At 36.6% G+C, this 20,518-nt stretch carries 17 protein-coding genes and 1 pseudogene; 8 read left to right on the plus strand and 10 right to left on the minus strand.

Features of this window, described 5'->3' with window-relative positions:
* Positions 1–57 precede the first annotated feature (57 nt).
* The 7 genes from AABJ51_RS14800 to AABJ51_RS14830 all read left to right on the plus strand — a co-directional run bounded on the left by AABJ51_RS14800 (position 58) and on the right by AABJ51_RS14830 (position 8,586).
* Positions 58–1,269, plus strand: a complete 1,212-nt coding sequence (locus AABJ51_RS14800) for a DUF4374 domain-containing protein (RefSeq protein WP_338373195.1) — start codon at positions 58–60, stop codon at positions 1,267–1,269.
* A gap of 90 nt (positions 1,270–1,359) precedes the next feature.
* Positions 1,360–1,935: a hypothetical protein gene (locus AABJ51_RS14805; RefSeq protein WP_026626545.1), complete on the plus strand. Its 576-nt coding sequence runs from the start codon at positions 1,360–1,362 to the stop codon at positions 1,933–1,935.
* A gap of 38 nt (positions 1,936–1,973) precedes the next feature.
* Positions 1,974–4,313 (plus strand): TonB-dependent receptor, encoded by a 2,340-nt coding sequence (locus AABJ51_RS14810; RefSeq protein ID WP_338373196.1) that lies wholly within the window; start codon positions 1,974–1,976, stop codon positions 4,311–4,313.
* 25 nt (positions 4,314–4,338) lie between these two features.
* Complete coding sequence (locus AABJ51_RS14815; protein ID WP_338373197.1) at positions 4,339–5,553, plus strand: DUF4374 domain-containing protein; 1,215 nt, start codon at positions 4,339–4,341, stop codon at positions 5,551–5,553.
* Between the two features lie 79 nt (positions 5,554–5,632).
* The gene (locus AABJ51_RS14820; protein ID WP_026626548.1) at positions 5,633–6,787 is read left to right on the plus strand and encodes a PepSY-associated TM helix domain-containing protein; all 1,155 of its coding nucleotides are present in this window, start codon (positions 5,633–5,635) and stop codon (positions 6,785–6,787) included.
* A 215-nt stretch (positions 6,788–7,002) separates the two neighbouring features.
* A complete protein-coding gene (locus tag AABJ51_RS14825; RefSeq protein WP_338373198.1) occupies positions 7,003–8,100 on the plus strand; it encodes an MBL fold metallo-hydrolase in 1,098 nt (365 codons plus the stop codon).
* A 36-nt stretch (positions 8,101–8,136) separates the two neighbouring features.
* Positions 8,137–8,586, plus strand: a complete 450-nt coding sequence (locus AABJ51_RS14830; protein WP_026626550.1) for a GNAT family N-acetyltransferase — start codon at positions 8,137–8,139, stop codon at positions 8,584–8,586.
* 55 nt (positions 8,587–8,641) lie between these two features.
* Here AABJ51_RS14830 and AABJ51_RS14835 read toward each other — a convergent pair whose 3' ends face one another.
* The 3 genes and pseudogenes from AABJ51_RS14835 to AABJ51_RS14845 form a co-directional block, all read right to left on the minus strand.
* The gene (locus AABJ51_RS14835) at positions 8,642–9,112 is read right to left on the minus strand and encodes an AraC family transcriptional regulator (RefSeq protein ID WP_338373199.1); all 471 of its coding nucleotides are present in this window, start codon (positions 9,110–9,112) and stop codon (positions 8,642–8,644) included.
* 183 nt (positions 9,113–9,295) lie between these two features.
* Positions 9,296–9,490 (minus strand): annotated as a pseudogene (locus tag AABJ51_RS14840) (helix-turn-helix transcriptional regulator); the annotation flags it as partial.
* Between the two features lie 194 nt (positions 9,491–9,684).
* Positions 9,685–10,326: a peroxiredoxin-like family protein gene (locus AABJ51_RS14845; RefSeq protein ID WP_338373200.1), complete on the minus strand. Its 642-nt coding sequence runs from the start codon at positions 10,324–10,326 to the stop codon at positions 9,685–9,687.
* A gap of 187 nt (positions 10,327–10,513) precedes the next feature.
* On the opposite strand from AABJ51_RS14845, the gene AABJ51_RS14850 reads away from it, so the two are divergent.
* Positions 10,514–10,837 (plus strand): winged helix-turn-helix transcriptional regulator, encoded by a 324-nt coding sequence (locus AABJ51_RS14850; RefSeq protein WP_026626553.1) that lies wholly within the window; start codon positions 10,514–10,516, stop codon positions 10,835–10,837.
* Positions 10,838–10,913: 76 nt separating this feature from the next.
* Here AABJ51_RS14850 and AABJ51_RS14855 read toward each other — a convergent pair whose 3' ends face one another.
* The 7 genes from AABJ51_RS14855 to AABJ51_RS14885 all read right to left on the minus strand — a co-directional run bounded on the left by AABJ51_RS14855 (position 10,914) and on the right by AABJ51_RS14885 (position 20,453).
* Entirely contained in the window at positions 10,914–11,426 is a 513-nt protein-coding gene (locus tag AABJ51_RS14855; RefSeq protein WP_321577298.1) for a GNAT family N-acetyltransferase, read from the minus strand.
* Positions 11,427–11,654: 228 nt separating this feature from the next.
* Positions 11,655–12,452 (minus strand): class I SAM-dependent methyltransferase, encoded by a 798-nt coding sequence (locus tag AABJ51_RS14860; RefSeq protein WP_338373201.1) that lies wholly within the window; start codon positions 12,450–12,452, stop codon positions 11,655–11,657.
* 439 nt (positions 12,453–12,891) lie between these two features.
* Positions 12,892–13,161 carry a hypothetical protein gene (locus tag AABJ51_RS14865; RefSeq protein WP_338373202.1) on the minus strand — a complete coding sequence of 90 codons (270 nt, stop codon included), beginning with the start codon at positions 13,159–13,161 and terminating at the stop codon, positions 12,892–12,894.
* A gap of 146 nt (positions 13,162–13,307) precedes the next feature.
* Positions 13,308–14,534, minus strand: coding sequence for a clostripain-related cysteine peptidase (locus AABJ51_RS14870; protein WP_338373203.1), 1,227 nt, complete (start codon positions 14,532–14,534; stop codon positions 13,308–13,310).
* 20 nt (positions 14,535–14,554) lie between these two features.
* Positions 14,555–15,532, minus strand: a complete 978-nt coding sequence (locus AABJ51_RS14875) for a hypothetical protein (protein ID WP_338373204.1) — start codon at positions 15,530–15,532, stop codon at positions 14,555–14,557.
* Between the two features lie 89 nt (positions 15,533–15,621).
* The gene (locus AABJ51_RS14880) at positions 15,622–16,935 is read right to left on the minus strand and encodes a beta-helix domain-containing protein (RefSeq protein WP_338373205.1); all 1,314 of its coding nucleotides are present in this window, start codon (positions 16,933–16,935) and stop codon (positions 15,622–15,624) included.
* A 335-nt stretch (positions 16,936–17,270) separates the two neighbouring features.
* Positions 17,271–20,453 (minus strand): TonB-dependent receptor, encoded by a 3,183-nt coding sequence (locus AABJ51_RS14885; RefSeq protein WP_338373206.1) that lies wholly within the window; start codon positions 20,451–20,453, stop codon positions 17,271–17,273.
* Positions 20,454–20,518 lie beyond the last annotated feature (65 nt).

Consider the following 20,518-nt stretch of genomic DNA (forward strand, 5'->3'; position numbering starts at 1 on the left):
CAGATTTTTCTTGGTTCTTATTTGTAACTTGCAGCTTTCTTTTTTGATACTGTCTGTATGATCAACAAAATATACTATTGTTCTATTCTTTTCTTGAGTTTATTGTACTCCTGTGGTAACGGACAAAAAAACATTAGTGATTCATCTTCGCTATTTGATATTTATGTTCGTTGTGGAGATCCTTATGACGAATATATTGTCAGAGTAAATAGTCTCTCGGAAGGAGAGATTGATCCTTTAAAAGAGGGGACAAAAGTTTCCAAAGAAATTCATTATGGATTAACCGTTCGGAATGACAAATATTACTATTTGAATGAACGAACCCATTTCATAAAAAAATATCAAATACAGAATGATATTTTTTCGGCATCTGATTCTTTACCTGTAACTAAGATAGAATGCCTTGAGAGTATACTCTGGATTTCCAATGATACACTTCTGATGATAGGCTTGAACAAAGACCTTATTCATCCGGCATATGCTTTGGTCGAAACCCGAAACATGTCGTTGATATCGGAAGGTGTTATTGATATTCCGAAGCCCGAAACTATCAGCTGGAGCACAATCGGTTTTTTACAGAGGCGAGATTCGCAATTATTTATGGGATTTTACTCGAAACCCAAGAGTAGTGATAGTACTACTACTGCCAATAAGATGCATATTGCAATTCTGGATTTTCCCGGAATGCGCGTTAATAGAGTAGAAACAATGGATCAATTCGGAAGGACATTGAATGATAATCGCTATCAACCATCATCGGTGCATGACGAAGCTGGCAATATTTATTTCTTATCGTCAGGAAGTGACAGGCTTCTTGAATCCGAAGATCAGAATAAAGGGTATCCTTCGGGTATCCTGAGGATAAAAAACGGATCAACTTCTGTCGATCCGGAATATTTCATTAACACTTGTGCTGCTGAGACCAAAGGGCATGTGTATGGTATCTGGTATATCGGTCACGGTAAGGCTATTATAAAGTGTGATGTTCCTCAATTAATAAAGAACTGGGACGATTACGATGAGTATGCTTATACATACTACGAAGTTGATTTAAATACTAGATCTTTGTCTAAAATCAATATACCTCTCGATAGAGGTTGGTATCTTGATAATGTTTTGGTCGAAAACGGTTTGGTTTACATCGCCAATAAAGCAGAATCAAACGAAAACTACATTTGGATATATAACCCTGAAAATAAAACCACAACGAAAGGCCTGAAAGTAAATGGCGACTTCCACTATTTTCGCCGAATAAATAAGGTCAAATAATAAATTTCATTTTTTTTTTGAAAAAATATTAATTTCTTATTACGGTACAAAGCTGGTTATGCTACTTGATATTAGTAACGATTAAAAAGTATGAATAAGGAAGATAACATGAATAGAGATTTATTGGAAAAATACTTCCGGAATGAATGTACTTTAGAAGAACGGGAGCATGTCCAGAAATGGCTGAATTCCGATTCGGATAAAGATATTCATACCTTTTCATCTATGACTGAAGAAAAGAAAGTCAAATCCGAAATCTGGACATCTGTATTGCAAAGGATAAAGCAAAACAGATCGGGTTCTATCTCTCGTATCTTCGTTATGAGGACAGCTGTTGCTGCTTGTGCCTCGGTTCTTCTTATTTTACTTTTTGTCAATAAAATTAATTCAGGTAAGGATAGCTTAAACGAAAGTTCTCCCCGAACTCTTCAATTCTGCGAAAAATTGGTGCTTACACCTGATACCGATCAAGAAATAACCTTTGTTTCGAACTGCAAGGCCGGAAACGAAATCTCGCGGACAGTCACATGTAAAAAAGGTGAAACTTATCTTGCTCTAAATTTCAGATTCAGAAATGATAATGAAATTATAGTTGTCAGTCAAAACCAATTTCATGAATTACCCCACGATCTACGAATCAAAGTAATGAGAGAATTAAATAGTTAACAAATAAATTTTCGATGAAATTTTTAAAATTTTGTTTTATGGCTGTCATTCTGATAGCCCCTGCCCTTCATATGTCTGCGCAGACCAAATCGGCGACCATTTCGGGAATTATAAAGAACTGGCAAAACCAACCGATTGAGTCAGTTTCGGTATATCTCAAAAGTACGACAAACGGGGTTCTCTCTGATAGCAATGGGGAATACAAGTTATCTGTAGCTCCAGGAAAGCATACTGTGGTTGCATATATACTAGGCTATAAATCAAAAGAACAATCGGTAACTGTAACAGGCAATGAAAATCAGACACTCAACATATCATTAGATGAAGATGAGACATCCTTAAAAGAAGTTTTGATTACCGGAAAAACATCAGCTCAGACTGTGCGTGAAATGCCTTTTTATGTGAATGCGATAGAAACAAAAAAATATACAAACACATCTTCTGATTTAAATCAAATACTAAATAGAATCTCCGGAGTACGTATACGTGAAAGTGGTGGAGTCGGTTCCAACTTTACCTTTTCACTCAACGGTTTTTCGGGAAATCAGATCCGTTTCTTTATCGATGGAGTACCCATGGACAATCTTGGGTCATCCTTTCAGATGAATAATATTCCTATAAATCTAGCTGATCGAATTGATGTATACAAAGGCGTAGTACCCATTTCTCTAGGGGCAGATGCTCTAGGTGGCGCAATTAATATAATCACCAACCCCAATCGGGAAAATTATCTGGATGCATCTTACTCTTACGGCTCATTTAATACACATAGAACTTCAATCAACTTTGGATATACTACCAAATCGGGATTCACAGTACAATTAAATGCTTTCCAAAACTATTCTGACAATGATTATAAAGTGGATGTAGAAGTTGCTGATTTAGTAACCGGGCTTTACACCCCAATGCGTGTAAAGCGTTTTCATGATAACTACCATAATGAAACGGTTATAGGAAAGGTCGGATTAGTAAACAAATCATTTGCCGATGCTCTATTAGTCGGAATAACTCTAGGGAAAAATAAAGCTGATATACAAACCGGAAACCGTATGTATGATGTATATGGCGGGCGAGAAACCAAAGGGGATATTATTATGCCCAGTATACGATATGCCAAAAAGGATCTTTTCACAAAAGGGCTTGATGTCAGTTTAAACGGAAATTTCAACTTTGGTACCGAACAGACCATTGATACCTTATACCGACAATACAACTGGTTAGGCGAATTTGTATACAAAAATCCAAGCAATCCTAATGCGGTGGGTGGTGAAAATAGCAGAACTCTTTATAAATACCGTAATAATAATGGTCTACTGGTTACAAACTTTAATTATAAGTTGAGTGATCAACACCTGTTTACAGTAAACCATACGCTCAATACATTTAACCGAAAAGGGGAAGATAGACTCAATCCGGATAATCAAGCCAACAAAATGCCCAAGAAATCTGATAAAAATATTATCGGCTTGAGCTATCAATACATATATAATGAGAAATGGACTACGATGCTCTTCTTGAAAGAATATTTTCAGCATAATAAGTCACACAGAGTATACAATGATGAATATTATATACAATCGAATAATATAAATAAATCGGGTTATGGTATAGCTTCAACCTACTTCTTTAATCCTGATTTTCAGATTAAAGCATCGTATGAGAAGAGCTTAAGGCTACCCGAAAATGATGAGATGTTTGGAGATGAGGTAAATCTTGAGTCTAACTACGACCTTCGACCCGAACATGGTAATAATTTCAATTTGGGAGGAAGTTATAATCTTCACTTAAATCAAGTCCATACTCTGTATTTTGAAACGAATCTCATATATCGTAATACTACCGACTTTATCAGAGCTCAGGTCTCAGTATCGGGAGATCGTGCCAAAAAGAAAATGGTGAATATGGGTAAGGTCGAAACTAAAGGTATAGATGCCGAAATAAGATATTCATACAAGAAAAATTTTGTAATAGGTGCAAACATTACATTTCAGGATATAACAAATCAGAATAAAGCAGACGGTCCCGTTTACCAAGATCGGATACCTAATATTCCTTATTTGTATGGAAATGGAAACGTCTCTTATTTATTGGAAAATATTGGTAAGAAAGGTAATTCTCTTCGATTCGATTATAATCTTTTATATGTTCACGAATACTATTTAAGGTGGCCTAGTCAGGGAATAAGCAGCAGTAAAGCAACAATACCGGAACAAATAGCCCATGATGTCGCAGTCATATACTCGTTTCATCATGAACGTTATAATCTGGCTTTCGAATGCCGAAACCTTACAGATGCCACTCTGTATGATAACTTTAGTTTACAAAAGCCAAGTCGCTTTTTTAGTATAAAATTCCGCTACTTCATATCAAAATTCTAATATTTCACATTAAATAAATAAAATAATGAAACTAAAATCGTTAATACTAAGTTTATTATGCTTAATTGGGTTTGCTGCGTGCGATAGTGACAACAATGATCCTGTTCAGGAAGAAAATTTGGATGGGAATTATAAATACATATTTGTAGCTTATTCTGCCGGATCAGCGGGAGTAGAGTCTGCTCCATATATTATCTCGACCAACTCTCTATCTTCCGGTACCCTTGATTTATCTAAAGGTATTGAAACCGATGCTTACTCGTTTATTGTTCAGAATAATACATTGTTTGCGGCTGTGTATGGATTTGCCGGACAAGGCCCGATCACTCCATACAAACTGAATTCGAAAGGTGCGGTGGAACAAATCGGAAATAAAATCAACGCGGTTACAGCTGCCATTTATGGTACGGTGAATAATAATGAATGGATAGGTGGTGGATTTACAGGAAGCTCTACAAGTCCTAACGCTACATTGTTCAGAGTAGATGCTGTAAATCTTCAATTGGCAGGAACAAACTCTATTGATCTGACTCCGTTAGCTATTGATAACGAATGGCCATCGTGGCACGGTGTATTTCAGGTTGATAACGATAAATTATTTATCCCTTACGTAACCAGTCCCGATAATGGAGATTCTAAACACAAAGACAGAGCTAATATTTTAATTGTAAACTATCCTGAACTTACATACAAAAAAGCAATACACGACACACGTACAGGTGAACTTGGTAGCTGGTTTGGTATGCAAGGACTACAACAAATTGAAGATGGGGATGTTTACGCTTGGTCTCCTGCCGCTGGAGTAGATAATCCGTCTGCATTTATCCGTGTAAAAAAAGGTGCTGAAGAGTTTGACCAAAGCTATTTCTTCAATGTAGAAGAAAAATCAGGAGGTTTGAAACTTTCAAGAGCTGAATATTTAGGTGGGTATAAATTTCTTACATCTTTCTTTGTAAGTGATGAACAAGTAGGGCAATGGAATGGTAGAACTAAATTGGCTATTGTAGATGTACAAAATAAATCGATCACATGGGTAACAGGTGTTCCTGAACATGCACAGATGTCATACAAACAAAAAATATATGTGGAAGATGACAAAGCCACTGCTCACTATGTACTAAAAGATGACAATAACAAATTCTTTGTTTATAACATTGATATAGCATCTGCACAAGGTACTAAAGGTTTAGAGATTATTAATGCGGCAGATGTCACAACAATCTCTAAATTGACATATTAATAATACTTTTAGTCTAAAACCTTACAAGCCACTGTAACTCTCAAGCGGATTATAGTGGTTTGTTTTCTATAAACTATGTATGAAATTTAGGAAAATAGCATATCAACTTCATCTCTGGATCGGATTGGTTTCAGGAATTATTGTTTTTATCGTATGTCTTACGGGAGCCATTTGGGCTGTGGGTATAAACGGGTGGATCGGTTCTGCTAATGAAAGCCTGAAAGTTCCTGTCGAAGATTCCCGTTTATTGCTTCCATCCGAGTTATTCGAATTGTCGAAAGACAGTTTAAACGGGTATTCCCCCCAATCGATTTCTTATGGTAAAGGAGAAGCCGTATCCATCCGCTCATACGGAGACGATTACAGTTTGGAAATATCTGTAAATCCATATCATGGAGATATTTTAAAAGTTAAAAACAATAGACAAGATGGAGAATACAAATATACATTCTGGGATTACATGAGATGGGGACACAGGGCTTTGTGGTTGCCATGGGAGGTAGGTCGAGTAATTGTCAATTACGGAACACTTGCATTTGTAATAGTTCTCATTACAGGACTTATTATATGGTTTCCTAAATCAAAAAAAGCAGCGAAAAACAGGCTTTGGTTCAATTGGAAGAAGACAACTCCAACAAAGCGAAGAATATTTGATCTGCACAGTGTTCTGGGATTTTATATTTGTTTTATTTTATTAGCGGTTGCCATCACCGGCATGGTCTGGGGACTTGAATGGTGGTCGAAAGGTCTCTATAAAATAACATCCGGAGGAAAAGATCTACCGGAATGGAGAGTAGCCCAATCTGATTCGTTAAATATTAATAACGCAATGACCGTTTACTCAACCGTAGACCGTGTATTCGAAAAACTGGTCAGCGAGAATCCCGAAGCGGAGTATATAAATATAAGTATTCCGGATTCTACAGATAAAGCTTCAGCAGTAGGAGCAACTGTGTATATAAATAAAGATACATATTATAACTCTGATAGATATTCTTTTGATCGTTATTCCCTTGAAGAGATAAAAATAGATGGTCCCTATAATGGAAAATATACAGAAGCTGACTTTGGAGATAAATTCCGTAGAATGAATTATGAAATACATATTGGTGCGATATTCGGAACTCCGGGACGCATTCTGGTTTTTCTTTCAGCATTGTTCGGGGCTTCATTACCTGTATCAGGATTATACATTTATATAAAAATGAGAGCTAAAAAGAAGAGAAAAAGATAAAGAACGATAGAATTCTGAATAAGCATATCGAAAGGGTATTTTCGGTATTCATTGAAGAGTAATATTGTTGAACAGGATAGTTTGTGATGATATTAAAAATAAATTATTAGTCTGAGTCTTGATTATTTGACTTAATATCTTGGCACGTATTTTGTTTTATTATCTTTAAAATAATCTACATGACACCCCCAATAAAAAAGAGACTAAAACGGACGATGATAATTATACTTTCTATATTGGGCATACTTACTATTATTACAGTTATATTCCTGAATCAGGCTAATTTCGGTCGTACGCCCACCGGAGAACGCAAGGAAAGAGTAAATAACTCACCTAACTATCGAGATGGAAAGTTTCAGAATCTGAGTGAAACTCCTCAACTGACAGGAGATAAGGGTTATGCCGCTATAATGTATGATTTTCTTTTTGGTGATTATAAGCGGGTGACACCAATCGGGGAGATTCCTTCTATAAAAACTGACTTGTTAAATTTAGATCGCACAAAGGATGTACTTGTCTGGTTTGGTCATTCATCTTACTTCATTCAGATAGACGGTAAGCGGATATTAGCCGATCCCGTATTAGATGGAGTGGCTTCTCCAGTATCGTTTCTAAATAAGCCTTTCAAGGGGAGTGATGCGTATAAGACAAAAGATATACCCGACATAGATTATCTGTTTATATCTCATGATCATTGGGATCATCTCGATTATGAGAGTGTAATGGCTCTGAAAGATCGTATCGGAAAAATAATCTGTGCACTTGGGGTTGGTGAACATTTCGAAAAATGGGGTTTTGATAAGGATAAGATTGTCGAACTGGATTGGAATGAAGAGGCTTCTTTGGGAGAAGGATTTGTAAGCTATTGTTTGCCTGCACGGCACTTCTCGGGTAGGGGATTATCTCCAAATCAATCATTGTGGGCCTCATTCTTACTGCAAACACCTTCAATCAAGATCTATTTGGGAGGAGACAGCGGGTATGATACTCATTTCGAGCGGATAGGAAAGCGATTTGGAGGCATAGATTTAGCAATCCTGGAGAATGGTCAATACGGATCGGGGTGGAAATATATACATATGATGCCTAATCAGGTTGTACAGGCAGCTAAAGACTTAAATGCAAAAGCATTATTACCTGTGCATTCATCGAAATTCAAATTGGCAAACCACCCTTGGGATGAGCCTTTGATACAGGTTACCGAGACTGCAGAAAAAGAAAACCAACGCATATTGACACCGATGATCGGAGAAGTGGTTAATCTGAAAGATAGTGCACAGGTTTTCTCTAAGTGGTGGGTCGGAATCGAATAGACTCCTTGTTTTGTAAAATTACTATCTTTGGGATACATGAAGATAATATCTGTACGGGAACATCCTGAATATAAAGACAGGATCATCGTTTTCTTGCAAAAGAGCTGGTCTGAAGTTTTGCCGGAAATATATAGAGATTGTATTGAACATAGCATTGGTTCTCCCAACCCTTTACCGCAGTGGTATGTTTTGGAGTCGGAAGGTCTGTTTATCGGCTGTGCCGGGTTGATAACGAATGATTTTATAAGTAGAATGGATCTGTATCCTTGGTTAGCAGCTGTATTTGTCGATGAGCGATTCCGAGGAAATGGATATGCCCATTTGCTTATAGAGAAAGCAAAAGAAGATGCGAAAAAAGCAGGGTTTACGAAGTTATATCTATCTACTGATCATATAGGCTATTATGAGAAATATGGTTGGAAATACATAGGGAACGGTTATCACCCATGGGAAGAGCAATCGAGAATTTATGAAATAACTTTATAAATAAAAGCTGAATAACAGAGTGTTGTTCAGCTTTTATTTTATCAGGAACTTATTTTTACAACGGTTTTACCGGAATACATATATCCACAATGAATTTATGCTCAGGGTGTTCGTTGTAATCATTGTGATACAATTCGTAAGTGGAACCTTCTCCCGGTTGATATCCGCTTTCGGTCAGCCATGAGCACATGGTATTCCATGCCAGCTCGAATTCGGTTTCTTTAATTTCGAAATGTCCGATAGCATATTTTCCTGCTGAAACGGTTGATTTTCCAATTTCACCTTCAACCTTTACATCTTTTTCTACAATGATGCTGGCATCCTGACGCACTTTTTCGACTCCTGTGACTGCAGGATCATCATGATAAACAGTAACTGTTTTAGTAGAAGAAGTCACAAGACCTCTGGGAACAGCCCATTTAAATAGCTTCTCGTAGGCTTGACCGATCTTATTAAATGCACCCATATGGCGACAATAAATAAGGTTTAGTTCAGGCATTTGTTTGATTTCAATTTTTGTGTCCATAATTATTAATTCATTTAGTTCGACACTGCAAATTTGCTCATTTACCTGCTGTATATTTTTACCTATTTTGCTAATCGGTTTACAATTCTTGCTATATCTGATTCCGTTCTTAATATATATTGCTTTATCAAGCCGGCGAAACTCTTTAGCACTTACTCCGAAAAAAGATTTGAATGCTCTGCTGAAAGATGAGACATTTATAAATCCACACCGGAAAGCAATTTCGCTAATAGTATCTTTAGTGCTATCTTGCAATAGTACCGCTGCTCTTTCGAGCCTGATACGGGATACGAAGTTATTGGGCGTTTCTCCGGTAATGAATGTAAAGATCCGATGGAAATGATAAGGCGAGAATGATGCAATATCGGCATTACGGATAAATCAATAACTTGACTTATATTTTTACCAATATAATCCATTACCCTGTTGATACGTGCTGTATACTCCTGTCTGCTTAATTCTTTATAATCCATAATGATATAAATTTGTAAATATACAGGATTTTAGAGCATCTTTCTTTGCGAATCTTGCTGATATATATCTAAGCCCCTATGTTGTCTTTTTTTTCTGGATTATAGATTCTTTATTAATTCTTCAATATCGACTCTGTTCGTATAATCAGCATCAACAAAGCTATAAGTAATATTGTAATCTTTATCGATGACAAAAACCGCAGGTATGGGAAGTGCATTTTGATTATTGCCATTATGCACGTTTAGGTCAATGCCCAACTGTAAGTAATAAGGTACGACAAAATCTTGTAAATTGAAGGAGATCCCAAACTGATTTGCCAGAATATTATCTTTATCAAATAGAATATCAAATGATAGCTGATTTTTTTCTCTCATATCAGAACTGTATTCTTGTTTTTGGGGTGAAGCAGCAATTAATTTAGCTTTCTTATTTTCTATTCGAGAGAGTGCTTCTTGTAATGCCCTTAACTCCAAATTGCAATAAGGGCACCAGTCTCCTCTGAAAAATACCAGAATAATCTTATCGTATTCACCTAATAGATTATCAGAGTTTATAGTCTTTCCTTGGGATGATTTTAAACTAAAAGAACGGGCTTTCATTCCTTTTCTGAAAGAGCGATCCTCTATCCTATCTTTTTTCAAATCGGCAATTGAATCAGCAAAAGCATTCAGTATTTCCTGAGGAAGCTGTGAAGACATTGTTTGATTCAGATTTTCGATTTGTTTTTGTAGATTTGTCATATTCATTTGTTTAAGTAATAGTAAATATTTAATGTTGTATTTTATGAAAACTGACTATTGCTGTTATATTTGAATGGATGATAAATTGGTCTGAGATCATAAAATCGTTTAGCAAAACTCTATATTTTAGTTGAGATGTACAATAACGCATATTTTTATGCGGTAGAGATAAAAAAGTCACTATTTGATGAAAGAAGGTAAAAGAGCCATTGTCGATAAAATATGTCCTCTTGAAATTGCTGTAAATACAATATCCGGAAAATGGAAGATCCCTATTCTCTGGCAAATGAACGAAGGTAAAAAGCGTCCGAGCGAATTTCTTCGGGGCATTGAAAATGTTGACAGGCGAGTATTGAATCAGCAGTTAAAAGAAATGGAAGCTGACGGCCTTATTGTTAGAAAATCATTTAACGAGTTACCTCCTCGGGTAGAATACACTTTGACCGAACTTGGAAATAAATTAGTGAAGGTACTTTGGGAACTAAACGAATGGGGTAAGTTGTTGATATAGTTCCTGTCTTACGATTTAAAAGCCTCTTTATCATTAATCTGCCGATAAAACAGCTTATGTTCGTTTTAAATTATGTCTATGAAACTCTTAATTTGTAAAAAGGATGATATAGGCCTGTTGGCTCATAAAACTGAATATCTATTTGTTCAAATCCTAGTTTAGCTAATAGTTTTTGAGAGGCTTTGTTATTTGGATTGTGTCCTGCATATATATTCTTAGCATGCAGTTCCTCCAATGCATAACGGATACAATGCAGTGCTGATTCCCCGGCATATCCGTTGCCCCAAAATTCAGGCAGCAGCTGGAATCCTAATTCATAAGAATCTTCTTCTTTGCGAGGTTTTAATCCGCAGCAACCCATGAATTGAGCTGTACTTAATTCGTATAGTTTCCAGTATTGAACATGATGTGTTTTATAATTATTGATTTCTGTTTCTAATCTTACCCTTATTTGTTCTTCATTATAGAACCCATTGGATGAAAGATATTTCATCACTTCCTTGTTTCCCCATAAGGCATAAGCTAGTTCCCAGTCAGTTTCTTTCCATAAAGATAATCCGATCCGATTTGTTTGACAGATAATGTTCATAACCAATATTTAGACGCTATTTTTATTTTCTGCAGATCCTTGTAAATACATAGGATGCTTATCTTTGATAAAGATAGTTATAATAGTTATTTCAGAGAACGATCTGTTTTCCTAATTAAGGACTTATATGCCTTATCTTTTTTATTCCTCACCCGAAAAAAGTGCAGATACTCTTACTCAAAGAATACCTGCACTATTTAAATAGAAGTTAGAATTTTATTTTGTTTGTCAATTATTGAAAGAATTTCTCTCTACTTTTTTTGCGATGAAGAATGTATAGCCATAGAATTCCTTGTATTTACGGTATAATACTTCTTCATGGCTTTGAGATGCTGCTAGTTCTTCTGCCATTTTATTGCCTGTGTGGCTATTTAGAAATATTTTTGTAGCAGTGAGTTTTGGTGCAAAATAATTCTCTGTCCAACAGGTTTCAGGAAAAACAAAAGTGGCAACAGGAAGATATCCGGCCTTGTGTATCTTAGCTACCTGATTCGGAATAGTATCTATTTCTGAATAAGCATCCACCCAAAAATCATTGATTTCGGTAGGGCGTTCGTCTGTAAACCACGAACTTTCAGATACAGCAATATAGCCTCCTGTTTTCAAATACTTACGCCACTCTTTGAGTCCTCGTTCGAAGCCGATATTGTAAATGGCTCCTTCACTCCAGATAAGGTCTAGAGACTCCTCTTCAAAAGGGAGCTCATTAATCATAGAGGCTACAATTCCTTTTACTCTATTTTGTACACCTAAGTGCTCGGCATTGCGATTGAGGATATCGATAAAGTCGGGGAACAGATCAAGTGCAGTAATTTTTCCATGGACATGCTTGGCGAGTGTCATTGTTTGTCCTCCTGTGCCGCAACCTATATCCGCAATAAGGGATGTCTCGGTCAGATTGTCTATAAAGCTCAAAGCTTTAAGAGTTACATCGGGGCTGCCGGGGCCTTGCCGTTCCATATTTGAAAAAAAATCGCAGATTAAACTAAAATCGAAATCGTGTATTGTTTTATTTTCGTTACTCATTTCATTATTTGTATTTGCATACATGCGAAGACATTACAATGCTTCGGCCATTGTACACAGATTAAAAACTAAATTGTAATAATATAGAAAATACTCTCGAAAAGATTTATCCGAGAGAAAACGAAAGGACAATCTGTACTAGGAATACAGATTGTTTACTACACCAAATCCGATTTAGAGATCTTAGTCATCTTTCAAAGATATGCAAAATATTTTATAGTTCGTGTCAATCGTCTTCATTTGGACAGATATAGCGGGAATAGTTTTGCTCCTGATGGAAATTGATACATAGATAACAAGGTTGGTCTTAACTTTTGTGCCAGTCAAAAGTCATGTGTACATAAACGAGTTGTTGGTGTAATCAGCACAGTATACTTCTACCGGAGGTTACCGATAGAAGTCACTGAGCTTAAAGTTTTGTAAAGATGAAGGAGAGCATTTAGGTGTGTTTTCGAACCTTTCGTGTAAATTTGTAGGCATTTAATGAGACATCCTCATAAATACTGTTGTATGCATCCCTTGAAGAAGCAAGTTGCTGTAATAAAAGATCATATTGGTTAAGGCTATCCTCCAGACGGACCAACTCTGTCTCCAGAATTTTACCTTCATCAATAATCTCTTCATTAGAGCTTTTTTGCGATAGCTCTTTCAGTTTTTCCAAGCGTTCAGTCAAAAACTTATGTTTTTGTTTATTTATGCCTACAATCATATCGTTATTTGTGTATTATAATACCATTCATCCAGCCTTGTCAGGTCAGAGAGTCAATCGGATCCAGTCATTATTGTTTTTCTTATATTTTCGTCCACGTTTTTCCCATGTTGATAATGAATATTTACTTTCAAATTAAAGATCGTTCATTGTGCGTACACTTTACTCCATTCCAACCGGGAGAAATAATATCGGTAATCATTTGTTCCTTCCCATTTCTGCAAAGGAATATATACACTCAAGCCACTGTATTTTGAAGGATTAATGATAAACATGTTATCTGTACCAACCATAAAAGAGGCAGTGGCTGCTTTGTATAGGACAGTCCGAGAGAGTTGTTCTTCAAAGGAGCTGTATTCTTGAATTGTGCTGTTTTCTTTGATAAAATTCGCAAAATCAAAAAAGATCTGTGGAATATACTTCGTATGATATGTTTGTATACTGTCAGTTGATATATTTCTTATTTCCGGCAACTTCCCCGAAAGAATTCGTTTTGTTTCGGCATACAATCCATCCAGTTCTTTTGTATCTACTAAGGTAATGGTTGCCGATCGAAGGATTTCATATTTCATTTCATTATAGTGCCTGTAAAAAATTGTACAGGCTTCAGTCAATTCTTTTTCCCCACCAAACATCAATGGCAGAATTTTGTCATAGGGAGCACCCGAGGCATCATAAGCGGCTGCAAATAAAACTTCAGTCGGTGAAGCCACAAGGTATCTCGACTTGTTACGAAATTCATACAGGCCTTCTATCGTCCCCATTAGGCAAACATCAAACCATATATATTCGGTTGCTCCATCTGGTAAAGCTTTTGCAATGGCATCTACTTCCATATAAGAAATAGAACTATCCTCTATATTGGGATTCTCATCAATGGCTACATATTTCAATCTGATGCTTTCATCCGTTTGTTCTTCTATGTAGGTAGCAGGATACCATCCCATCGAATGAGACCAAATTACTAGTCCGAATCTTTCTGAAGGAATTAATTGCTTTGTTTCCTGAATAACACGTACTAATGTTTCTGTATCTGCAGAATTCTCCTCTTCATAGCTTTTCAGGACTGTTTCTGTTCCATCCCGGTTGACTTTGAATAGTTGCGGAGAAGCGTCTTTCCTGTCCAAATACACAACTGCTGTCCCAGCGCTTTTTTTAGCACCTTCTTTTATCTTGCTAATCGTATAATCCACATCATTGTCTAATGAATTATCAGCTGCCAGATAGATTAAAGTAGTGTATGAAACCGGATCAAGAGAGATAAGTTTATCATCATCTAAAGAACATCCTGTCAGAAATAATACTCCAGATAGAAATATTATAAATTTTCGGACTCTGTGCTTAGAATGAATGTATAAAAGATCATTATGCATATGAAATTATATAACGAGAATTACCATTTACTACTTAATGTTTCTATCGGTTTTATAACTATTCCATCCACAGGTATTTGACATGTTACTTTTTTATAATTATTATTTTTAATTAAATCAATCACAGCATCATAGTTGGTTTCTCCATTCACCAAGATATTTCCTGTTGCAAGATCCGTTATAATCTGACATAATCCATTCAATTGTCCCCCGGCATTTGTTACTATATCCCAGTCTATAGTTAAATATGGGGAGAGTTCGCCTACATTCATTTCGATAGAACCTATAGGTGTTAAATTTGTATATTCTAGTATTTCTAGTTTAATTTTCTCAACTCCTGGAAAAACATTTGGTGTATAGAAAAAGCGGACTTTAGTATATTGTTCAGACAGAGGATCTGGTACAGTATCTGCAGGAACATCCAAAAATAACGTTTCGGAAAGTTGTAAAAGATTTATTTTACTTTCTCCTGTCTCTAAAATAGATAATGATTGAGTAAAAATAGGTTCTGTTGTATTTTGTTCATATATTTTCAAAGTGCCATCCAAACCATTCACTTTTTTATAATAATTCAGACCTTTGGTTAATTCTTGTCCGTTTAAAGTTGCCTTGTATTTGTTAGAAATGAATTGGATATTATTTTGAAAAGTAACAAAATCCTCTTCTCTATAAAGTTCAATGTTTTGTCCTGATAACTTAATCAAACGGATTTTTTCGCCAGCTTGACTAATATTATAATCATTGATAGTCAATTCAGCGATATTATTACCTTTCGGAAATATCTTTAATTCTCCTTTCTCGATATTCCTGGAAAACTTGGTATTAGAAATATCCTGTCCGTTAAATTCTGCGATATAGGTAGATCCTAATGGATAAACAATATCTAAGCTTAATTCATAAAATCCTGCTATATCGTCATTAAGTTCATCATTTTTATCACATCCAACAAAAAGTGTCGATATGAAAGTAAGTAACACAAAAAAAGGTATTCTATTCATTATTATTGTAATAACAATAGCTGGATGGTGGTAGCAAATACTCACCGTCCAGCTACTTTGGTTTATAAATACTTAATAGACATTCGATTTTATTTAATCCAGCTGTCTTGTAACCAGCTCGCTACACGTGCATTTTTGTCAATGGCTCCTTTATACTGCGTATTAGTAAACCACGAGTCTGTATGAGTGTAGTAACTTCCGTCTATTGCTGCCCCTCCGGTAGGTCTCAATGCATTAGAGTTATAATAATCGCCAAATGGGGTATCAAGTATCAGGTTATTCCAAGCTCTAGCAAGATTACTTACATCAGGTGTAAATGCATTAAATTCTTGATTTGCAACTGCAGATGAAACTACATTGTTCAATAATGTGAACGAATTAGTTGTTTCTTTAAGTATGCCTGAAGGAAATCCATAAAGTATACTATTAACTAATGTAAATTGTGTATTTCTACGGAAATTGGCTGCAGATTTCAAAGAAACACCTGCATTAGTTTTGCCTGTTTCTGTTCCTACAATAGTTAAGTTACTTAGTACAGGACGAGTAAAAGGTTCGGCTCCTGATGAACTTCCATCATTGTCACACTCAATGCCATTAGGATCACTTGAATAGCTTAATGAAGGGTCAATCGTTGAAACTGCAAACTGGATGCGTCCCCGGTAACCAAAGTCGAAGTCAAAAGCGTCATCATCTGTTGCTGTAGAAACCAAATACTTAGCATCTACGGTTCCTCCGAAGAACTCAAATGCATCATCAGCTCCCTGATATGCCTGTAAATGGTCTAATATAGTTCCGCTGCCAACACCGCCAAAAGTAAATGCGTTTAATTCATTCGCTTCTGAGATTTTTGCTCCAGCATATTCGACACGTACATAACGTAGTGTTCCCGAATTATCATTGGCAGTACCTAGTCCGGCTCCGCCACCTCCATAATACACATCAACTCCGGATGGAACCACTGTTGGGTTAATACCTTCTATTAACTGGTCAGTTCTGTTAAGAGGAGCTTTACCGAGAAGAACAAGTCCACCCCAACCACCTTTCAGCCCGTTCTGTGCTGTCAGGATTACTGGATTTGTAACAGTGCCTATAGCACTAATTTTTGCCCCACGTGTTACAATTAAAGCAGAGGCTAATTCCGGATTAGAATTGTATACTCCTTTTACGGTTGTTCCGGCTTGAATAGTTAATGTGGCAGGAGCCTTTACATAGACTTTACCATTTAGGATATACTCATTAGTATTACTCCATGTAACATCCGAAGTGATAATGGTGTTGTGTGGTATAGTTACTGTTGCTTTTGTTGCTATATTTGCAGGGCCTTCGTCCGAGAATTCGTTAGAACATCCTGTAAACAAAATAGAGACTGCTGTTGCGGTCAAGAAAAAAATAAGCTTTTTCATTTTTTTTTTACTTTTAAGTGTTTCTTAATTTCCCCTTTTAATTAACTTCTTCGGTTTTTACTCCCAGCTGAGAGAAACGGATGTGTTTTCATTTCCGGTGCAAAATGTCCGTAAAACGACCTTCCAGAAAACATTGTTTTGTTGCTTTGCGGAAAACGATGAACATGCCTTATTATGTATTGGTTTTTCCTTTAAGGGTAAAAAACCTCTTATATCTGTCATTGTATATTCCAAGTTTCGGCAATCCTCAAAACAATAATCGATTCTCTCTACATACTTGATAAGTACTTATCTATTCTTATATTGGTGACGTCTCACCAGATGGTCATTCTTTTCTAAAATTTATAACTTGCATTTATTGATATATTTATGCCTTTTTTTATTCGGTTCATAACATAATCCCCTTTATTATAATTCATATCTTTTGTTAGATCGAGATAGGTGGTTCCCGGCTTTCCCGTTTCAGGATTAGGATTTTCTGTAGTATAGTCTACTACACGTGTATTTCGATACACTATAATATCTTGGTTAAAAATGTCTGAGATATTAAACTTTAATTCTAAGCGTTGATCTTTCATCAAACGAGCCGAAAGTTGCAAGTCTAATACATCCCGTGAATTTTCATACTGATCGTATTTGGTCTCTTCTCCGGCATAGACCAATTTGCGTCCATTGCGATTATAGTTGGCAGCAGCACCTATTATACTTCCCTCATAGGCAATTCCCAAATTGAAGGTATAGGGGCTTAATCCCTGTAAGGGCCGGTTGCGGTCGAAGTCGGGATTAGAATCTTCTATGTTCGGATTTAATAGTTTTTCCTGATTGTATTTCACATTAGCTTTCATCCAGGTATAGTTTCCCGTGAAATAGAGGTCATGCAATAGCGGAGAAATAAAGACTAATTCTTTTCGCCAGTTAAACTCAAAGCCTCTGGCAGTAGAGTTATCAAGGTTCATGCTATACATTTCGAAATTCTGCATATCGCTTAACATTCGCATTACCATCTCCACCGGCTTGATAAATTTTTTCTGGAAATAGCTGACCGAGATTACCTCTCCCGAACGTGGATACCATTCTACTCGTATATCATAATTATTAATACGACTTTGTTCGAGATTCGATCCATTTATTACCCATACACGGTCGTCTACATTATAATAGCTTGATTGAGATAGCTCTCTAAAATCCGGTCGGGCAAGTGTTTTACTGTATGAGACTCTGGTGTTTAATTCGGGAGTAATGCTATAGATAAGAGTTGCTGCCGGTAGCCAATCCGTCTTCTTTATCGTAGTTGTGCTATCTATAATACCACCACCAATTGTTTTTTCCAGCATTTCAGTCGTTACTTCCATATTGTTTCTTTCCATACGTACACCACCTATCAACCGTATTTTTTTTAAGAGGCTAAAATCTCCCATCAAATAACCCGAATGAATGTCCTGTTTGCCTTCGTAATAATCAGCTTTGGTTCCTTGCATTCCAGAAAGTTCATAGATTAAAGGATTACCTCCAAAATGCTCAGATGCATAAAATGCTTCTATTGGCAAAGAATTTATAGAGTTATCTATTTTTCCTTTCATTGCTTTTAAGTATTGTTGTTCAAAATCAGCTCTGCGAAATGCACCTGAATATCCAGTCTTAATACTCTGGCGGTTACCTTCTATGATAAAAGGATATTCGAGATTTGCTCCAATATTCTTTTTAGTTTCATGCAGCTTGCTGTACATGATATGCCCACTCCCTACATTAAAACTATTTCCATAGTCGGTAGCCCATCCCCAGTTAACAAAGCTTGCACCTTCCGGAGACTCTCCGACAATAGAGCCTTGAGCCATGCGGTCGTCAGGATTTGTTCTGGTGATATTGTTATAAGAGGCATTCCATGAAGCGATCAGCTTTCCTCCGAAGAGGTCATGTTTTCCGTCTAGTTGAGTTTGCCAAAGTCTACTTACTAATGGTACACTGTATTGTTCTACAAGTTTATAGTTTTCATAATATTTGTGGATAAACCGTTGCTGGTTGTTATGATTGAACCTATTATTGAATAAGTTTCTCCAGGTAATATTGTGCCCTGATATTCGCCATCCTGCATTTAGTACAGCTCCTATACTTGTGGTTGCTCTGTAACGATATGACCCCTTACCGGATGGACTAAAGATACTGTCGCGAGTAATCATATTCCCTTCAAGAATCTTTTCTGTATTTTCTTCATGTCGATAGGTTAGAGCTGCTACAACACCCAAAGAGTTTTTACCCATGTGGATCGGAATCCCGGCTGTGAGACTGTAGCTCTGCAAAGGCATGGCTGTATATTTACCCAAACCATAGGTATTTTTTTGTCCCGCATTAATGATATTCTGCGCTGTAGCTGATTCATCTCCGCCTGAATACCATTTACGTTTGTCGATTTCGCCAAGAAACCAGTCGGAGCCGAAACGTTTACTGCTGTAAAAATCTTTTCCTGTACTGATTGTATTCATTCCTGTTCCAATTCCTAGGTTCAGAAATTTTTCTTCGGGAACCGCCAAAGTATTTACTTCTACCAATCCTCCTGTAAATTCACCCGGCATATCAGGAGCAAAGGTTTTGCTGATAGTCACATTATCCACCAGACTGGAAGGAATAACATCAAAGGCAAAATTACGACGGTTCGGTTCGGTGCTCGGAAGCGAGGCTCCGTTGAGTTGTACATTGTTGTAACGCTCGCTCATACCACGTACTGTTACATATTTACCGTTATCAATGGTAACCCCCGATACACGTTTCAAAACTTGTGCTACATTATTATCGCTGGTTTTCTTTATCATATCGGCACTCACTCCATCGCTTACAACAGCTATATTCTTTTGTCTTGCGTATAAGCCGGAAGCGGACGCCTCACTATATGTTGCCGTTACTATAACCTCCCCGAGTTGGGTTGTAACTTCCTTGAGTACAACATCCAGGGGAGTTATTTTACTTGATGTTATCTTTACATCTTTTACGAGTAATGTTTCAAAAGACATAAACCCGATCTGTATGTCTGTGACTCCCGAAGGTATATTTGATAATTTGTATTTTCCATCGGCATCGGTAGTTGTTCCGATTGTTGTACCGGGAACACTGACCGTAGCTCCTGTAATCGGTGATCCCTTTTCATCGAGTACTGTTCCTTGCAAGATTCCCTTTCCCCGGGGGGCAGCTGTATCGTTTACTTCTTTGGACAGTCTTTTGATTACAATAGAGTTATCGGGCATACTCTTGAAGGTAAATCCTGTTGATACCAGGCTTTTAGATAATAATATGTTGATATCCCGGCTTTCTGCATTTATCGCAGGCACCTGAATATTGCTGAATGATTTGTCGTCATAAATAATGTTTCTACCGCTGTTTGTTGCAATCCACTCTATACGGGATTTTAATGATTCCTCAGGTAGTTGAATTACTTTATTCTGGGCATTAAGCCATGCTGGTAGTGCCATTTCTAATACGAATAGTAATATGTACCCAAAAATCTTTTCTGCTGGAAAATGTTTCATCTGCTATTTTTCTTTTTTTTATAAGTTGCTTTGTATATATTGAGTATTCATCTTGTTTTAAATTC

The organism is Indolivaga capnocytophagoides, assembly GCF_036511535.1.
Lineage (GTDB): Bacteria > Bacteroidota > Bacteroidia > Bacteroidales > Dysgonomonadaceae > Dysgonomonas_A > Dysgonomonas_A capnocytophagoides.

Coding starts and splice junctions, on each gene's coding strand:
- AABJ51_RS14800 (WP_338373195.1), top strand. CDS start 58: ATGATCAACAAAATATACTATTGTTCTATTCTTTTCTTGAGTTTATTG.
- AABJ51_RS14805 (WP_026626545.1), top strand. CDS start 1,360: ATGAATAAGGAAGATAACATGAATAGAGATTTATTGGAAAAATACTTC.
- AABJ51_RS14810 (WP_338373196.1), top strand. CDS start 1,974: ATGGCTGTCATTCTGATAGCCCCTGCCCTTCATATGTCTGCGCAGACC.
- AABJ51_RS14815 (WP_338373197.1), top strand. CDS start 4,339: ATGAAACTAAAATCGTTAATACTAAGTTTATTATGCTTAATTGGGTTT.
- AABJ51_RS14820 (WP_026626548.1), top strand. CDS start 5,633: ATGAAATTTAGGAAAATAGCATATCAACTTCATCTCTGGATCGGATTG.
- AABJ51_RS14825 (WP_338373198.1), top strand. CDS start 7,003: ATGATAATTATACTTTCTATATTGGGCATACTTACTATTATTACAGTT.
- AABJ51_RS14830 (WP_026626550.1), top strand. CDS start 8,137: ATGAAGATAATATCTGTACGGGAACATCCTGAATATAAAGACAGGATC.
- AABJ51_RS14835 (WP_338373199.1), bottom strand. CDS start 9,112: ATGGACACAAAAATTGAAATCAAACAAATGCCTGAACTAAACCTTATT.
- AABJ51_RS14845 (WP_338373200.1), bottom strand. CDS start 10,326: ATGACAAATCTACAAAAACAAATCGAAAATCTGAATCAAACAATGTCT.
- AABJ51_RS14850 (WP_026626553.1), top strand. CDS start 10,514: ATGAAAGAAGGTAAAAGAGCCATTGTCGATAAAATATGTCCTCTTGAA.
- AABJ51_RS14855 (WP_321577298.1), bottom strand. CDS start 11,426: ATGAACATTATCTGTCAAACAAATCGGATCGGATTATCTTTATGGAAA.
- AABJ51_RS14860 (WP_338373201.1), bottom strand. CDS start 12,452: ATGAGTAACGAAAATAAAACAATACACGATTTCGATTTTAGTTTAATC.
- AABJ51_RS14865 (WP_338373202.1), bottom strand. CDS start 13,161: ATGATTGTAGGCATAAATAAACAAAAACATAAGTTTTTGACTGAACGC.
- AABJ51_RS14870 (WP_338373203.1), bottom strand. CDS start 14,534: ATGCATAATGATCTTTTATACATTCATTCTAAGCACAGAGTCCGAAAA.
- AABJ51_RS14875 (WP_338373204.1), bottom strand. CDS start 15,532: ATGAATAGAATACCTTTTTTTGTGTTACTTACTTTCATATCGACACTT.
- AABJ51_RS14880 (WP_338373205.1), bottom strand. CDS start 16,935: ATGAAAAAGCTTATTTTTTTCTTGACCGCAACAGCAGTCTCTATTTTG.
- AABJ51_RS14885 (WP_338373206.1), bottom strand. CDS start 20,453: ATGAAACATTTTCCAGCAGAAAAGATTTTTGGGTACATATTACTATTC.